We start from the raw sequence: 16,467 nt of genomic DNA, 5'->3' as shown, positions 1-16,467 counted from the left end.
GGCTTCAAGCCCCCAGCTTGCGCTCATCGGCACGCCATCGCCGCTCGAAGACGAAGGTGGCAAGATCGTTCGCACCCATGGGCCGCGCGAAGGCATACCCTTGGAGGCCGTGGCAGCCGAGTTCCTCGAGAATGGCGGCATGCTCCAGCGTTTCCACGCCCTCGGCGATCACCTCGATGCCGAGCGACGTGCCAATGTCGATGATCGATTCCACCAGGCGCCGCTGCTGGACCGACTCGCGGATCGGCAAGATCAGTTGCCGGTCGATCTTGAGCCGGCGTGGCGTCAACTTCAAAAGGCTGACGATCGAGGCATAGCCGGTGCCGAAATCGTCGATCTCGATGTCGATGCCGAGCTCCTTTATGCGCCGGATATTCGACAGCACCGTCAGGTCGTTCTCGTCGAAGGATATCGATTCGAGCAGTTCGAAGGAAAGCCGTCCTTCGGGAATGTGCATCTGTTCCAGCCGCTCGATCAGCCGCTCGTCGCTCAGGCGCGAATAGGAGAGATTCACGGAGACCTTCGGTATGCGGACACCATTCGCCTCCCACCGGCAGATCTGGAAGAGCGCCTGCTCCAGGATCGTCTGATCGATTGCCGCGACCACGTTGATGTCCTCGGCCGTCTTCAAAAAGGCATGCGGACCGATGAGCCCTTTGGTCGGATGGTCCCAGCGCGCCAGCGCCTCTACGCCGATCACCTCCAGCGACTTCGGACAGAATTGCGGCTGGAAATGCGCGACGAATTCGTTCTGCTCGAGAGCGCGAAGGATTTCGTCGGCGGTCTGCTTGGTCTTGAAAACCTCGGTCTTGAGTGCACCCGTGAAGGTTTCGTGGCGATTGCGGCCACGGCGCTTGGCCTCGTAAAGCGCGATATCGGCGTTGACCAAAACCTGGGAGAGTTCGTCCGCGGCGGCGGCCTGGGCAGCGATGCCGATGCTGACGCCGATGCGGCATTCCTGGTCCTTGTAGCGCACCGGTGTGCTCATCGCCTCGATAATCCGTGAGGCCAGTGCGGCATCATCGTCCGGACTGTCGCTTGCACGGATGATGACGAATTCATCCCCGCCGATTCGTCCGACGAAGTCGCCCTCGCGCGCATTTTCCTGCAGCAGCGCGGCGGCATGCCTGAGGATCTCGTCGCCGGCGGCATGGCCGAGCGTGTCATTGATTTGCTTGAAGCGGTCGAGATCGATGTGAAAGATGCTGAGTTTTGCCCCGGGATCGAACTGCATGCTGCGATCCGCCAGGATCTGGTCGAGGAAGCGCCGATTGGGCAATCCGGTGAGTGGATCGTGAAGCGCATTGAATTCCATGCGGTGGCGCGCGGCCTCCAGCTCGGCGCTGTGCGCCTCTGCAAGGCGCTTGGCTTCCGAAAGCCGCGCCCGCGTTTCGATATCGGCCGTTACGTCCCAGTTGACGCCGACGATCTTGCGTGTGCCGCTTTCGGCGAGATAGGTGGAGCCGATGGCGCGGATATGGCGAATCCGGCCGCTGGGGAGGACGACGCGGAATTCGGAATTATAGGCTCCACCCGTGGCGACCGCTTCGGCGAACTCCGCTTCGGCACGTGCGCGATCGTCCGGGTGCAATCTCTCTTCCCAGTCGGCGGTCGTCGTGCCCACATGCGATCGAACGCCGTAGAGCTCCTTCATCCGGCTGTCCCAGAGCAGCCTGCCGCTGTCGATATCCACCTCCCAAATGCCGATCTTCGACGCGTCGAGCGCGATCTTCAAGCGGTGAGACAATTCTTGGAGCAGATCCTTGCTGCGCTTCAGCGCCCGGATATTTTCCTGGCGCTCCGTCGTCAGGCGGCCGGTCATGATCATCGGACCGACGATCGTCAGGCCACCGAGCAGGATCAGCAGGCGAACCGTCCAGGCATTTTGCGGCGTCGCCGGCCATCCGCCCTTCGGAACCGCCGCGATGCGCCAGGAGCCGCCCGGCAGAGCAACATCTATCTCGACCGGCGTTTTCCGGAAGATCGTCGCATCTCCGAAGAAGACGGAACCATGGCGCCCCAGCCCGTCGCGACCGGCGATGGCTATATCGATGTCGAGATCGGGCGAAACCAGGCCGCTGTCGCGATAGAGCTGATCGATATCGATGACGGCCGAGACAAGGCCCCAGAAGCGCTTTCCCTCACCGGTTATCACCGGAAAACGGCCGATCAAACCCTGTCCGCCCTGCACGAGCTCGACGGGGCCGGCGAGCACGAGCTTTCTCGTCTCCATCACCCGCAACGCGCCCGCACGCTGCTTTTCATTGTTGCGATAATCGAGGCCAACGGCCTTTTCGTTGCCTTCGACCGGATAGACCATCGATACGACCAGATCCGGGGCGGCCGCTAGGTTGCGCAGCTGTGAGCGCTCGGTGAAGATGCTTTGCGCGAGTTCGGCAAAGCGTTGCTGCTGCATCTCCGGTTCGGTGGCGATCGTGCCGATCAGACCGCGGACGAGTTGGATGTTGCCGTTAATGCTGTTCTCGAGCTTTGAATGGATCGGCGCCAGTTCGTCGGCAACGAGCGAGCGCGTGCGCGCTTCCGAAATGACCCGGTTTTGATGGTCGGCAAAGATCCCGGCAACTATCACGACAATGGTAGCGATAGCCGCCGGGAGGTAATTCGGGGTCAGGAATCGCGAAAGCCGGGACTTTCCGACGTTGTGGATGTTGTTATCTGGCACAAGACTACCCAGCAGACGCGCACGCACATGGTCGCAGCGATGATTCCAGATTCTCCTTAACAATTCTTCATGCGTCGTAGCTGAAATAGGATCATGCCCTTGCGGCGATCATCGCCTGCAGGGTTTCCAGACGGTCGGCGTCGCGCGGCAGCTTGTCGGGCCGCAGGCGGGAGATGCGTGGAAAGCGCATGGCGACGCCCGATTTGTGGCGCGTGGAACGGTTGATGCCTTCGAAGGCGACTTCGACGACGAATCCGGCGTCGGGTTCTGCCCGCACGGCGCGAACAGGACCGAATCGCTCGACAGTGTTGTCGCGCACGAAGCGATCGAGGATTTCGAGTTCGGCGTCGGTGAAGCCGAAATACGCCTTGCCGACTGGAACGAGCGCCGTTCCGTCTTCCCCTCCCGTCCAGACACCGAACGTGAAATCGGAATAGTAGCTGGAACGTTTGCCGTGGCCGCGTTGCGCATACATCAGCACCGCGTCGATATTGAAAGGTTCGCGCTTCCACTTGAACCAGGGGCCTTTGACGCGGCCGGCCAGGTAGGCGGAATCGAGCCGCTTCAGCATGACGCCTTCGATCACCGGATCCGGCGGGCTCGAGCGCAGGCGGTCCAGTTCCTCCCAACTGGAAAAGGGGACCAGCGGAGAGAGGTCGAAATGTTGCGGCGAGGAAGAGTCGATCATGGCGGACAGAGCTTCGCGGCGGACATGAAAGGGCTCGGGCCGGATGTCCTGCTCGCCGGAAAACAGGATGTCGTAGCCGCGGATGAAGGCCGGAAAGTCCGCAAGCAGCCTGCGGCTGACGGTCTTGCGGTTCAGGCGCTGCTGCAGGTCGGCGAAGCTGCCCGTCGCGCGGTTGCTACGCGCGGTCCCGCCGATCAGCAACTCGCCGTCGATTACGCCGGCGAAGTCGGCGGCATCGAGGATTTCCGGAAAGGCGCCCGAGATCTCATCGCCGCTGCGCGAATAGAGGCGTCGCACGCCACCGCTGTTGGCAAGCTGCACTCGGATGCCATCCCATTTCCATTCGGCCGCGAAATCGGCGGGATCGAGTCCCTCGAGTTCGCGCTCGGCGACCGGCGTCGCCAGCATCACCGAGTGAAACACGGCGGGCGTCTTGAGCACAGGCATCTCACCCTCTCCACTGAGCCAGAGGAAGAGGGGCAGATAGGGCGGTGCCAGGCCGTGCCAGAGCCTCTCTATCTCGCCGACATCCTTGCCACCCATGGCGGCCAGCGCCTGTTTGGCGAGCCGCGCCGAGACGCCGATGCGCAACCCGCCGGTGACGAGCTTCAAGAAGGCGAGACGGCCGGAAGCATCGAGCTGGTCCAGCGTGTCGCGCACGAGCGAGCGCACTTCGGTGCGTCCCGTCCTCTGGAGGCGTTCGACGATCTCTCCCAGGGGAATGTCCGCCGGTACGACGTCGGCCGGTGGTTCCCAGGCCAGCGAAACCGTCTCGGCGAGATCGCCCACATAATCATAGGAGTAGTGGAACAGGGCTTTGTCCATGCGCTCGAGCAGGAGGTCCCGGATCAGGGCCGGCTTCACGGCGTGGAGCGAAAGCGTGCCGGCGATTGCCGCCAGCGCATAACCGCGGCTCGGGTCCCGGGTGGTACGGAAATAATCGACGAGCAGCCGGATCTTTGCGTTTCGCTGCGGCGTCAGCACGAGGCGGTTGAGGAGTTCGGCGAAGGCCCTCATCGCTCACTCCCCTTCGTCTTCGTAGCCGACGAGGTGCAGCGGGCGTGCCGGGATACCCTCCAACTCGCACCAGCGCACCAGGGCCTCTTCGCGGCCGTGCGTCACCCAGACCTCGCCTGGCGCGATCTCCCGTATGGTCTGCGTCAGTTCTGCCCAGTCGCAATGATCGGAGATGACGAGCGGCAGTTCGACGCCGCGCTGCTTCGCTCGCTGGCGAATAAGCATCCAGCCGGATGCAAAGGCGGCGAGCGGCTCGGCGAAGCGCCGCGCCCAGCGATCGGAGAAGGCCGAGGGAGGGCCGACGATGATCGCGCCGGCGAGGTCCGGCCGATTCTCGCCCTCGACCGTGGCGTGGCGGATCTCGCCGAGATCGATACCTTCGCGCTGGTAGTACTCGCACAGTTTTGAGAGCGCGCCATGGATGTGGATCGGGGCATCATAGCCCTGCCGGCGAAGGAGGGCGATGACGCGCTGCGCCTTGCCGAGCGCATAGGCGCCGACCAGATGGGCACGCTCGGGGAATTGCCTCAGCGACTGAAGCAGCCGGGCAACTTCCGCCCTGTCGTCCGGGTGGTGGAAGACCGGCAGGCCGAAGGTCGCTTCGGTGATGAAGACGTCGCAGGGGACGGGCTCGAAACTGAGGCAGGTCGGATCCGGCCGGCGCTTGTAATCGCCGGAGACGACGATCCGCGTTCCATTCGCTTCAATCGAGACCTGCGCCGATCCGAGCACATGGCCGGCCGGATGGAAGCGCAAGCGCACGCCGTCGATGACAATTGTTTCTCCGAGGCGCGCAATCTCGCTCGCGCCGCAAAAGCCGTCGCCATAGCGCAGCCGCATGATGTCGAGCGTCTCGCGTGTCGCAAGCACATGGCCATGGCCGGCGCGGGCATGATCGGAATGGCCGTGGGTGATCAGCGCCCTTTCGACCGGCTGCACCGGGTCGATGTAGAAGTTTCCCTTTTCGCAATAGAGCCCCTTCGGGGCGGGATAGAGCAAAATCTCCGGCTTCATGCGGATAAAGATAGCCGGCCGACGCCCGCCTGCCAGCTATCCAAGGCAAGTTTTTTGGCGTCAACGGACCTTCGCCAGCGTTTCACCGATAAGCTTGAGGACGGCTTCGGCATCGATGCCGATGCAGGCCCGCTGGCTCGGCAGTCCGTCCCAGGCATTCGGCGGGAAGAGACGTCCATCCGGCTTCTGGATCGTCTGCCCATCGGCGATGCCGCCGCAAAGAACGCGGATGGCGCCGCTGCGGATTTCGAAGAGTTCCGGTGCGACGACATAGGCGCAGGCGCAGCTGTCGTGCACGACCATGCCGTCGTCGACATGCTGCTCGTAGAAGGTGATGTAGAAGCGCGAGATATCGGCGAGCAGCCGTGCCGCCGTGCCGCCGCGCTCGGCAATGTCGGCGAGGACGGCGCGCGTCATCATCGTCTGCGAGGTTACGTCGAGTCCGACGACGGTCACCGGCCAGGGCGCCGTCATCACCATGTCCGCGGCCTCCGGGTCACCGTGGATATTGGCTTCGGCCGCCGGCGTGATGTTGCCGGGCACGTCGAAGGCTCCGCCCATGATGACGACCTCCTTGACCAGGAGCGCGATGTCAGGGTCGTTGCGGACCGCCCGCGCCAGATTGGTCATGCGGCCGACCGCCACGAGCGTCACTTCGCCGGGATTGGCGCGCACGGTGTCGATGATGAATTGGTGGGCCGGGCGGGGATCGAGCGGCAGATCGATCCCCTTTGGCACGTCGATATTGCCGAGCCCGTCATGGCCATGGATACCCGTCGGCCAATCGGCATGCGGCCGGCTCGGATCGAATGTTTCTCCGAGGCCGCGGGCGACCGGCGCGGCGATGCCCCAGGCTTGCTTCAGAAAAAGTGCGTTGCGCGTGGTCGTCTCGATAGAGGCGTTGCCGAAGACAGAGGTGATGCCGATGAGATCGATGTTCGGGTGCCGGTGCAGGAAGAGAAGGGCCATCGCGTCGTCGACGCCCGGATCCGTATCGAAGATGACCTTGTGCATGATGTCGCCTGTTCTTTCCGGCGGGTTCCCCGCCTCATTGCCTGTTGTTGCGTGCGGGCGGCAATGGACAAGGTGCGGGCGAAAGTCAATCGCCTGCGGCGCGGCCCTTCCGAGAATGAGGATACTCAAGCGGCTGCGATCCGCCCGTTGGCGGTGCTTAAACTTTCCGAAAGGGTGCGTCGCTTATCCTTGCAGGAATCCACTGGTATTCCCTGCAATCCTTACGACGAGCGCGGAGCCGAGCGTGAAGGTTATCCTGAGTAAATTGCGTCCTTCGAAGCGCCTTGTGCTTATGCTGTCCGCGGCCTTTGCCGTTTCCGCCGCTTCCGGCGCCGCTGCCGTTTATGTCGGCGGCGACCGGCTCATGTCGCACCTCGGGCAACCCTCACTCTCGGGCCTTGCCTGCACGACGCTCAGGACAGTGAAGCTCGATCACCATGGCCAGCGCTGGATCCGCATGCATGTGAAGACGGACAGGGCAAGCGGCCCGGATCGCGTCCGAACGGCGCTGCGCGTCGTCGGGGCGTTGGCAAACAGGGAAAAGGCGGATCTCTACCAAGTGGTGGTGCTGGATGCTGCCGGTCCGGAGGAGCGCGCGGCGGTGCGCGGCGCGGCGATCGGTGCGGAGGTGCTTTTTGCCCCCGGGCCGCGAAGCGTCATCGGCATGGATGAACCGTTCCGTGCCTCCTATAACGACGGGAAGGCCAATCGGATCGGCATGTTTCACGGCAATGTGGTCGATCTCGAACTCGACGATGTCCGAAGCATGATGGCCAAAATGGACGATCGCTCGCTGTGCCTCGAGTCCGAGGGAACTGAGATTGCGCAGGCGAGCGAGAGCGCCGCGCATGGGAGCCACTAGCCCATCGCATCACCCGAAACCCCGGAATCTTTGGAAAGCCCGCCGCTCGCGCGGCAGGCGCCCTTTTTCGTCGACTGCTGCTTCGCTCAATCGACTTTGTGGCGGCGGGCCGGGAAGAGGATGATATCGCGGATCGACGGCGAATTGGTGAGCAGCATGATGAGCCGGTCGACGCCGATCCCCAACCCGCCGGCGGGCGGCATGCCCTGGTCCATGGCTTCTAGGAAGTCTTCGTCGAGCGTCTTTTCCGTCTCGCCGCGGGCGTGGGCCTGTTCCATCTGCTCGACCATGCGGGCGCGCTGTTCGACCGGATCGTTGAGCTCGGAGAAGGCATTGCCGATCTCCCAGCCGTTGCAATAGGTCTCGAAGCGCTCCACGAGCCGCGGCTCGCCCGGCACTTCCTTGGCGAAGGGCGAGATATCCTTGGGGAAGTGGACGACGTGGGCGGGCTGTATGAGCGTCGCCTCGACCCTTTCCTCGAAGACGAAAGCGAGAACTTCGCCCCACGTCGCGTCCTTCTCGATCTCGAAACCGGCCATTCTTGCGGCCTCGCGGGCTTCCTCATCGGTCTTAATCGCAAGGAAATCGATGCCGGTCGCCTCCTTTACGGCCGCCGGCATGGAGACGCGCGGGAATGGTCCCTTGAAAGAGAGCTGCTTGTCGCCGAATTCGAACTCGGTCTTACCGTGCACCGCCAGCGCCAGCGCCTCGAACATGCGTTCGACGAGGCCCATCATGTCCTCGTAATCCGCATAGGCCCAATAGCACTCCATCATCGTGAATTCCGGATTGTGCCGGGTGGAGACGCCTTCGTTGCGGAAGTTGCGGTTGATTTCGAACACCTTGTCGGTGAGGCCGGAAACGAGAACGCGCTTCAGGTAAAGCTCGGGCGCGATGCGCAGATACATGTCGAGCTTCAGCGTGTTGTGATGGGTCTTGAAGGGTTCGGCCGTCGCACCGCCATAGATCGGCTGCAGCATCGGCGTTTCCACTTCCATGAAGCTCTCGTCCTCAAGGAAGCGGCGCAGGCTCGAGACGATGCGGCTGCGCTGCTGAAAGCGCAGCTTGGACTCCTCGTTGACCATGATGTCGAGATAGCGCTTGCGGTAGCGGGTCTCGATGTCGGCGAGGCCGTGATACTTCTCCGGCATCGGCAAAAGCGACTTGCAGAGCATGGTGATCTCTTTCGCGTTCACCGTCAGCTCGCCCCGCTTGGTGCGCCGCACCTCGCCGGTGACGCCGATGATATCGCCGAGGTCGATCATCGGGAGCAGGGCCCGCGCCTCTTCCGGCGCCGTATCCTTGTGCGAGAAGATCTGGATCTTGCCGGATGCGTCATGGATATCGATGAACATGCCGGAATTGCGCGAGGAGAAGACGCGGCCGGCGACCGTTACCGTCTCGCCGCTTTCCGTCTCCGGTTCGAGCCCGGCGTATTTTTCGGCAAGTTCCGCATTGGTGATGGTGCGATGGAAATGCGCCGGGTAGACGTCGCCGACCTGCTCGCGCAGGAGTTTCAGCTTCTGGGCGCGAACCTCGGTCGCGTCGGAGGAAAGGCCGGCGTTTTCAGTCGTCTGATTCATCGTCTTGTCCTTACTTTCCGCCGCCGACCATCGAAGCGACGACCTGAGACGCCACCTTCAGGCGCTGGCGCACGACCGCGCGGCCGAGCAACTCCATTGAATCGAAGAGCGGCAGCGAGCGCTGCGAGCCTGAGACGGCGACGAAGAGCGGCGCGACGATCGCCTTCAGCTTCTTGCCGGTCGCTTCGGCGACGGCGCGCAGTTCCGCCTCGATCGACTCCTTGTTCCATTCGAGGATCTTCTCGAGATGCGGCTGTACCGTGTTCAGGATTTCCAGCATGTCCTCGGGCGAAGCCTTGACGCCGGCAAAGGCGGCGGGCTGCAGGCCGAGGTCCGACTTGAACAGGAAGGCGGCGAGGTCGGGCAGTTCACCGAGCTTGGAAATACGCGACTGCGAGAGCTTGAGGCCTTCCATGAGGCGGTCGTTCTCGCGCGCCCAGGCGAAGACGCGGGCGGCGAATTCTTCTTCGGAAAGCTTCTCGCGGATCCAGCGGGCGTTCAGCCAGTCGAGCTTCTGGACGTCGAATATGGCGCCGGCCTTCGAAAGGTTTTCCGGGTCGAATTTCTCCGCCAACTCGTCGACCGTCAACAGCTCTTCACCTTCTGCGATCTGGATGAAAAACAGGCCGAGGAAGTTCATCAGCGCTTCAGGCAGGTAGCCGAGCGCGGTGTAATAGGAGATCGACGTGGGGTTCTTGCGCTTCGACAGCTTCGACTTGTCGGCGTTGCGCATAAGCGAAAGGTGCATGAACTTCGGCGGTTCGAGGCCGAGATACTGGTAGATCAGGATGTGCTTCGGCACGGAGGCGAGCCATTCCTCGCCGCGCGCGACATGGGTGATCTTCATCAGGTGGTCGTCGACGACGTTCGCCATGTGGTAGGTCGGCATGCCGTCGGCCTTGAGCAGCACCTGCATGTCGACCGCATCCCACGGGATCTCGACGTCGCCGTAGACGCCGTCGTGGAACTTGCAGGAGCCTTCCGTCGGGATCTTCATGCGCACGACGTGGGGCTCGCCGGCGGCGACTCGCGAGGTCACTTCCTCGGCTGCAAGGCTGAGGCAGAGACCGTCATATTTCGGCGGCTTGCCCGCGGCGCGCTGCGCCTCGCGCATCTCTTCCAGCCGCTCGGGCGTGCAGAAACAGCGGAAGCCGTGGCCGTTTGCAACGATCTTCTCGACATAGGGCTTATAGATATCCTTGCGGTCGCTCTGGCGATAGGGACCGTAGGGGCCGCCGATATCGGGACCTTCCGACCACTTGAGGCCGCACCATTCCAGGGCATCGAGCACCTTCTTCTCGAATTCCGGCGTCGAGCGTGTCGCATCGGTGTCCTCGATGCGCAGGATGAACTCGCCGCCATGCTTCTTCGCGAAGAGATAGTTGAACAGCGCGATGTAGGCGGTACCGACATGCGGTTCGCCGGTGGGGGAGGGCGCGATGCGCACCCGGACTCCTGAATCTGCCATGGTCTTGCCCGTCTTGACGTGCTTTGGGGCCCTCTGCCGGAGCGTACTCCCGCAGGCGGGGCGCCTTTTTTATGGGAAGGAAACGCCCGCAAGGGCGCCGCACCAGCGGTATCGGCGGGCAATTCCAGTCGGCAGGGGTGAGACCATAGAAAGCCCCTCCTGTCAACGGAAACCGGAAGGAGACGCTTCGGTAGCGGTGATCGTGCCGCGGGACGGCGGAGCCCGCTCATTCTCATGGAGGTCCGCGATGCCGACCCCCATATCGAGGGGCGGCTAGAGCGCGTTTCGATCTGCCTGGATCAGATCGGCGCTCTAACGCTTTCTTTTTGACGCATGATCTTGTCGATCCTCGTTTCACTCCGGTCGGATCATGCGCTAGTGGAGCTTTTCCGCCCGCCTCTTCAGACGAGCATTGCGGGCCATCATATTCAGCCCCTCGACCAGCGCCGAGAATGCCATGGCCGCATAGACATAGCCCTTCGGGACGTGGAAGCCCATGCCCTCGGCGATCAGCGTGGTGCCGATCATCAGCAGGAAGGCGAGCGCCAGCATCACGATGGTCGGGTTCCGCTCGATGAAGTTGGCGAGCGGCGTTGCCGCAAGCAGCATGACTGTAACGGCGACGACAACCGCGGCCACCATGATCGGCAGGTGCGGCGTCATGCCGACAGCGGTGATGATGCTGTCGACGGAGAAGACAAGGTCGAGCAGCAGAATCTGGCCGATGGCTGCGGTGAAGCTGTTGATCGCTGAGGTGGCGATGAAATCCTCCGCGTGATCTTTCGGATCGACGCTGTGGTGGATTTCTTTCGTCGCTTTCCAGACAAGGAACAGGCCGCCGGCGATCAGGATCATGTCCTTCCAGGAGAAGCCGTGCCCGAAGGCTTCGAAGACCGGCTGGGTCAGTTGCACGATCCACGCGATTGTTCCGAGCAGTGCCAGGCGCATGATCAGCGCAAGGCCGATGCCGATGCGGCGGGCACTGACACGGTGGGCTGCAGGCAACTTGTTGGTGAGGATCGAGATGAAGATCAGGTTGTCGATGCCGAGCACGACCTCCATGACGATGAGCGTCACCAGGGCGACCCAAGCCTCGGGACTTTGGACGAGTGTGAGGATTTCCTGCATCGGCGATCTTTTCCTTTCCTAGACCAAAGCAGAGCGGGAACCCGCTCCGGGCGCGTCGTCGCGCAAGATCGCCGCAGTATTTAGGGATACTTCTGAAAGTCGCAAGCGCCGCCGCGCCTTTCGCGGCGGCGTTGCGGCATGATGCGCTCATTCCTTTATGGGTACCCACATCTCGACGACGCCCTGGCCTGTTTCCGGATCGAAGCGCTCGTCATAGCGTTCGATGAGGTCGGGGGTCTGGCCATGCTCGAGTCCCGATTGCGGAAACCAAGACCCGAAGATGTGTTGAGCCGTGTTGGAGATCGCGGAAATGTGCCCTCGATGCAGGAACACCGCATAGCGTTGCTTCGGCAGCTTCAGGGTCGAAAATCCGTTCGGCAGCGAGTCCGCGTCTTCGACTTCGACGGCGGCCATGTAACGGAAGCTCCCGGTCGCCGCATCCGCGTGGGTGCAAACGCCATAGGCGACATTGCCGCGTTGGCCCGGGATGTTGCCGAAATAGGTGTTGAAGCGCTGCCAGAGGGAGGGGATGCCCTCGGTGCGATTGTAGGTATAAGTCTCCGCCAGGCCGGCGAGGAGAAGCGCGGGGCCATCCTCGAAGCGCGGCGGGTCGATTTTCAGGGTGCGTGTGTCGTCCATTCTGATGGGCTCCATCAGTTCGATGTTGCGAAAATGCCCTTGCTTGCGGATGGATTCGGGAGTCACGCCGAATTGCTCGCGAAAGGCACGGGTGAAGGCCTCGTGCGAGCCGTAGCCCGCATCGAGGGCCACCTCGAGAATGGTCGAGTTGCCGTCGGCGAGGAGGCGTGCCGCCCCGCTCAGGCGGCGCCCGCGGATATAGGTGCTGATCGAACGACCGGTCGCAAGGCCGAAGACGCGCGACAAATGATAGCGCGACAGCCCGGCGGCCTCGGCAATCTGCTCCAGCGATATATCTCTGGCGAAATGGCTTTCAATGAACCAGATCGCCCGTCCGATGGCACTCATGTTCACTCCCGTGGCAGACGATCCAGCTGATACGGCCTCGCAGGCGGACACGTTTGATCGCAATTGCGGGATTGGACGAGAATGGCGCTGCGTGTCCCGGGGTGCCGTTTCAGCCGGTTTGCGATTTCTGCCCATAGGCGGCCATGAAGACGCGGATGGCTGAGCTCACGTTCTTTTCCAACTGTGCGGCCGGAACCGCGTCGCACATGCCGAAGAGGCGGCCCTTGAAGAGGCCGGCCATGGAGAGCTCGATGAACTGTTTCGCTGCCAGCTCCGTATCGTCGATCGACAGCATGCCCTTGGCCACCTGCCGGTCGAGATAGGACTTCAGGACGGTATAGCCGTTTTCCGGCGTAGCGGTGAAGAAGCGTTGTGCCAGCCGCGGCATTCGGTCGATGACACCGAGCACGGTGCGCATCGCGCGGATCGTGTAGTCGGAGGTGATGCTGGTCACGAGGGCCACGCCGAAATCGTGAAGCGCGACCTCAATGGAGTCATGATCGTTCAGCAACTGTTTGATGCTGCTGACGATGCGGCTGCGCTCGCGCGCGATCAACGCCTCGAACAGGTCTTCCTTGTTCTCGAAATAGACATAGAGAGTGCCCTTTGAGACGCCAGCCTCGCGGGTAATGTCGTTCATACTGGCTGCATCGAAGTTGCTGCGCATGAAAACGCGTTTGGCGCCCTCGAGAATCTGCTCGCGCTTCACCGGATCCGCGCCGGCGGGTCGCCGGCCGCCGCTCGTGGACGGCTGTTCCTGCTCCTGCGGATGCCTTTCCTGCTGGTCGCTGTTCGATGGCTTCATGATTGCCGGGCTTCTCCACTGCTTCGCGTTGGTTTCTGGAGCCGATCCAAAAACCATAGGCGCGATCGGATCCAATAAAAAGAAAGGGGTACTGAGCGGTCGGCGCCTCTTACCACTTTGTTTTTCGAACCGATCGGTTCGATTTGCACTTGATATGCGGCGACAAAGGCCCTATGTCAAGCGACATCGAACCGAACGGTTCAGTCAATTTTAGCAATCATTCATTCAGACCGGTGTCCCCATGTCCAGCAACAGCATCTCGAGCGCTGCCCGCGTCCGTCCCGTCGACGATGACTTCGAAGTCAAGGACCTCACCGGCAAGGTCGAGGCTCCGAGCGGCGAAGCGGCGTCGGCGAGGGGACGGCCATCGACCGATACGGCAGCGCCTCAGAAGAAGCGCCGAAACCCGATACTTCCGGTTCTGGGCCTCGCGTTGCTCGCGGCGGGCGGCTGGTATGGCTATGACTGGTGGACGAACGGCCGCTTCATGGTCACGACCGACGACGCCTATATCGAGGCGGATATCGCCACCATCTCGCCAAAGGTGTCTGGCTATGTCGCCAAGGTCAATGTCGTCGCCAACCAGCACGTGAAGGCCGGCGCCTCGCTCGTCACGCTCGACGATGGCGACTATCGCATCGCGGCCGAGCAGGCCGAGGCGCAGATTTTGACGCAGAAGCTGGCGCTCAGCCGCTTCGACGCGCAGATCGCCGGCGCGAAGGCAAGCCTCAACCAGGCGCAAGCGCAGAAGGAATCCTTCGAGGCGGCGCTCAGGGGCGCAGAACTGGCGCAGAAGCGAGCCAGCGATCTGCAGTCAAAGGACTTCGGGACCGACGCCGCTCGCGACAGCGCACAGGTTGCACTGGACCAAGCACGCGCGAACCTCGTCGGCGCGGATGCCAATATCGCCGCGGCCCAGGCTAATATCACCGTGCTCCAGGCGCAGCGCCAGGAAGCGGAGAGCACCATCCGATCGCTTGAACTTGCGCGCGACAAGGCGAACCGCGACCTCGCCTTCACCGTGCTGAAGGCGCCCTATGACGGTGTCGTCGGCAATGTCGCGGTCCAGGTCGGCGACCTCGTTTCCGCAGGACAGCGCCTTGCGGCGCTCGTGCCGGTAAACGCGCTCTATATCGACGCCAATTTCAAGGAAACGCAGATTGCGGATCTGGTGCCGGGTTCCAAGGTCCAGATCCATGTCGACGCCTATGACGGGCACTCCATCGAAGGCACCGTCGCGTCGATTTCGCCGGCCTCCGGCGCGGTCTTCTCACTGCTGCCGGCGGAAAACGCCACGGGCAACTTCACCAAGATCACCCAGCGCGTCCCGGTCCGCATCACGCTGCCGGCCGATGCGCTCGCCAAGGGCAATCTGCGCGCGGGGCTGAGCGTCGTTGTCGACGTCGATACCCGAACGGCCCCGAAAGGCGCGACGGTCGCCGAGGCGAAGTAAGCGACAAGCGAGGAGTGCCCAGGATGGCGGCAACGGCAGCAGCGGGCGTCGTGGCGGCACGCGCCGTCGGCGCGGAAGAACGCATGGACCCGCGGCGGCTGATCGCTTTCCTGGCTATGGTGGTCGGCATGTTCATGGCGATCCTCGACATCCAGATCGTTTCGGCCTCACTTGCCGAAATCCAGGCGGGGCTCTCCGCCGGCTCGGACGAGATCGGATGGGTGCAGACTGCCTATCTGATCGCCGAAGTCATCATGATCCCGCTGTCGGGCACACTCGCCCGCATCGTTTCGACGCGCGTGCTCTTTTCCGTCGCCGCCGCCGGTTTCACGGCGGCTAGCGCACTCGCCGCGACCGCTACCAACATAGAGCAGATGATCGTCTACCGTGCGATCCAGGGCTTTATCGGCGGGGGCATGATTCCCTCGGTCTTTGCCGCCGCCTTTACCATCTTCCCGCCGTCGAAGCGCAACGTCGTCTCGCCAATCATCGGGCTGATCGCGACGTTGGCGCCCACCATCGGCCCGACGGTCGGCGGCTATCTGAGCCACGCCTTTTCCTGGCACTGGCTGTTCCTCGTCAATGTCATTCCCGGCATCATCGTTGCGTCGCTGACCTGGACCTTCATCGACTTCGACAAGCCGGAACTGGGACTGATGAAGAAGTTCGACTGGTGGGGCCTTCTTTCGATGGCAATCTTTCTGGGCTCGCTCGAATACGTGCTGGAGGAAGGCAACGCCAATGATTGGTTCAATGACACACATATCGTCATGGGCGCGGTCGCGGCCGCGCTCGGTGCCCTTGTGTTCTTCCACCGGGCATTCGCGGCGGAATTTCCTGTGGTCGATCTCAGGGCCTTCGCCAACCGCAACTTCACATTCGGCTCACTCTTCTCCTTCGTCATGGGCATCGGTCTCTACGGACTCACCTATCTCTATCCGCTCTACCTCGGCCGGATACGCGGTTATGATTCGCTGATGATCGGCGAGACCATGTTCGTCTCGGGCCTCGCCATGTTCTTCACCGCGCCGGTCGCAGGTTTCCTGGCGGGGCGCCTCGATCCCAGACTGATGATGGGGATCGGCTTTGCGGGATTCGCGGCGGGCACCTGGATGATGGGCCATTTGACCGCGGACTGGGACTTCTGGGAACTGTTCGTGCCGCAGATCCTGCGCGGTTGCTCGCTGATGCTCTGCATGGTGCCGATCAACAATATCGCGCTCGGTACGTTGCCGCCCGAGCGCGTCCGCAATGCCTCCGGTCTCTTTAATCTGACGCGCAATCTCGGCGGCGCCGTCGGACTTGCGATCATCAATACGATCCTGACAGCGCGGCAGGATTTCCATCACGCCCGACTTGCCGAGCACGTTCAATGGGGCAATCCCGAGGCGGTGGATCGCCTCAACAGCATGGCGGCGAATTTCGACGCCTATGGCCTTGACGGCACGACCGCCGCCGTCAAGCAACTGGCCGCCATGGTGCAGCAACAGGCGGCGATCATGTCGTTCGGCGACATATTCCTGCTTTTGACCGCACTCTTCCTGGTGATGATCACCGGCGTCCTGATGATCAGCAAACCGCAGGATGGCAGCACCGGCGGCGGGCATTAAAGGCTACGAATCCCTCATCCGCCCAGCTACCCCGCATAGGGCGGAGGGAGATGCGGCAACTTTCCAGCCGCTCTTTGCCTGTGCTAGGCGTTGGCGGAGAGAATGGTGGCCGTTGTGCTCCCGTTCCGTTGCCTTTTGCGGGACAAGCGTGAGGG

12 protein-coding genes are annotated in these 16,467 nt (G+C 62.5%); 3 read left to right on the top strand and 9 right to left on the bottom strand.

What is annotated here, in order from left to right:
- Positions 1-4: 4 nt before the first annotated feature.
- The 4 genes from AC4P1R_RS13500 to AC4P1R_RS13485 all read right to left on the bottom strand — a co-directional run bounded on the left by AC4P1R_RS13500 (position 5) and on the right by AC4P1R_RS13485 (position 6,416).
- Positions 5-2,683 (bottom strand): bifunctional diguanylate cyclase/phosphodiesterase, encoded by a 2,679-nt coding sequence (locus AC4P1R_RS13500; RefSeq protein ID WP_069459301.1) that lies wholly within the window; start codon positions 2,681-2,683, stop codon positions 5-7.
- Positions 2,684-2,774: 91 nt separating this feature from the next.
- The gene (locus AC4P1R_RS13495; RefSeq protein WP_492177082.1) at positions 2,775-4,388 is read right to left on the bottom strand and encodes a cisplatin damage response ATP-dependent DNA ligase; all 1,614 of its coding nucleotides are present in this window, start codon (positions 4,386-4,388) and stop codon (positions 2,775-2,777) included.
- Positions 4,389-4,391: 3 nt separating this feature from the next.
- A complete protein-coding gene (locus AC4P1R_RS13490) occupies positions 4,392-5,402 on the bottom strand; it encodes a ligase-associated DNA damage response exonuclease (RefSeq protein WP_069459051.1) in 1,011 nt (336 codons plus the stop codon).
- A gap of 60 nt (positions 5,403-5,462) precedes the next feature.
- A complete protein-coding gene (locus AC4P1R_RS13485) occupies positions 5,463-6,416 on the bottom strand; it encodes a nucleoside hydrolase (RefSeq protein ID WP_492177081.1) in 954 nt (317 codons plus the stop codon).
- 244 nt (positions 6,417-6,660) lie between these two features.
- Here AC4P1R_RS13485 and AC4P1R_RS13480 point away from each other — a divergent pair, with 244 nt between their 5' ends.
- Positions 6,661-7,278, top strand: a complete 618-nt coding sequence (locus tag AC4P1R_RS13480; RefSeq protein WP_069459053.1) for a hypothetical protein — start codon at positions 6,661-6,663, stop codon at positions 7,276-7,278.
- A gap of 86 nt (positions 7,279-7,364) precedes the next feature.
- On the opposite strand, the gene lysS is transcribed toward AC4P1R_RS13480, so the two are convergent.
- The 5 genes from lysS to AC4P1R_RS13455 form a co-directional block, all read right to left on the bottom strand.
- Complete coding sequence (gene lysS, locus AC4P1R_RS13475; protein ID WP_151611616.1) at positions 7,365-8,861, bottom strand: lysine--tRNA ligase; 1,497 nt, start codon at positions 8,859-8,861, stop codon at positions 7,365-7,367.
- Positions 8,862-8,871: 10 nt separating this feature from the next.
- Positions 8,872-10,329 (bottom strand): glutamate--tRNA ligase, encoded by a 1,458-nt coding sequence (gltX, locus tag AC4P1R_RS13470; protein WP_151611615.1) that lies wholly within the window; start codon positions 10,327-10,329, stop codon positions 8,872-8,874.
- Between the two features lie 375 nt (positions 10,330-10,704).
- Positions 10,705-11,457 carry a TerC family protein gene (locus AC4P1R_RS13465; RefSeq protein WP_069459056.1) on the bottom strand — a complete coding sequence of 251 codons (753 nt, stop codon included), beginning with the start codon at positions 11,455-11,457 and terminating at the stop codon, positions 10,705-10,707.
- 147 nt (positions 11,458-11,604) lie between these two features.
- Positions 11,605-12,444: an AraC family transcriptional regulator gene (locus AC4P1R_RS13460; RefSeq protein WP_492177080.1), complete on the bottom strand. Its 840-nt coding sequence runs from the start codon at positions 12,442-12,444 to the stop codon at positions 11,605-11,607.
- Positions 12,445-12,553: 109 nt separating this feature from the next.
- The gene (locus AC4P1R_RS13455; RefSeq protein WP_069459058.1) at positions 12,554-13,249 is read right to left on the bottom strand and encodes a TetR/AcrR family transcriptional regulator; all 696 of its coding nucleotides are present in this window, start codon (positions 13,247-13,249) and stop codon (positions 12,554-12,556) included.
- Between the two features lie 241 nt (positions 13,250-13,490).
- Between AC4P1R_RS13455 and AC4P1R_RS13450 the strand changes: the two genes are divergently transcribed.
- Positions 13,491-14,702, top strand: a complete 1,212-nt coding sequence (locus tag AC4P1R_RS13450; RefSeq protein WP_151611613.1) for an HlyD family secretion protein — start codon at positions 13,491-13,493, stop codon at positions 14,700-14,702.
- A gap of 23 nt (positions 14,703-14,725) precedes the next feature.
- The gene (locus tag AC4P1R_RS13445; protein ID WP_151611612.1) at positions 14,726-16,312 is read left to right on the top strand and encodes a DHA2 family efflux MFS transporter permease subunit; all 1,587 of its coding nucleotides are present in this window, start codon (positions 14,726-14,728) and stop codon (positions 16,310-16,312) included.
- Positions 16,313-16,467: the final 155 nt, after the last annotated feature.

It is taken from the genome of Sinorhizobium sp. Y406 (genome assembly GCF_058732025.1).
The sequence above is the reverse complement of the archived record's forward strand: the minus strand, read 5'-3'. Positions and strand labels throughout refer to the sequence as shown.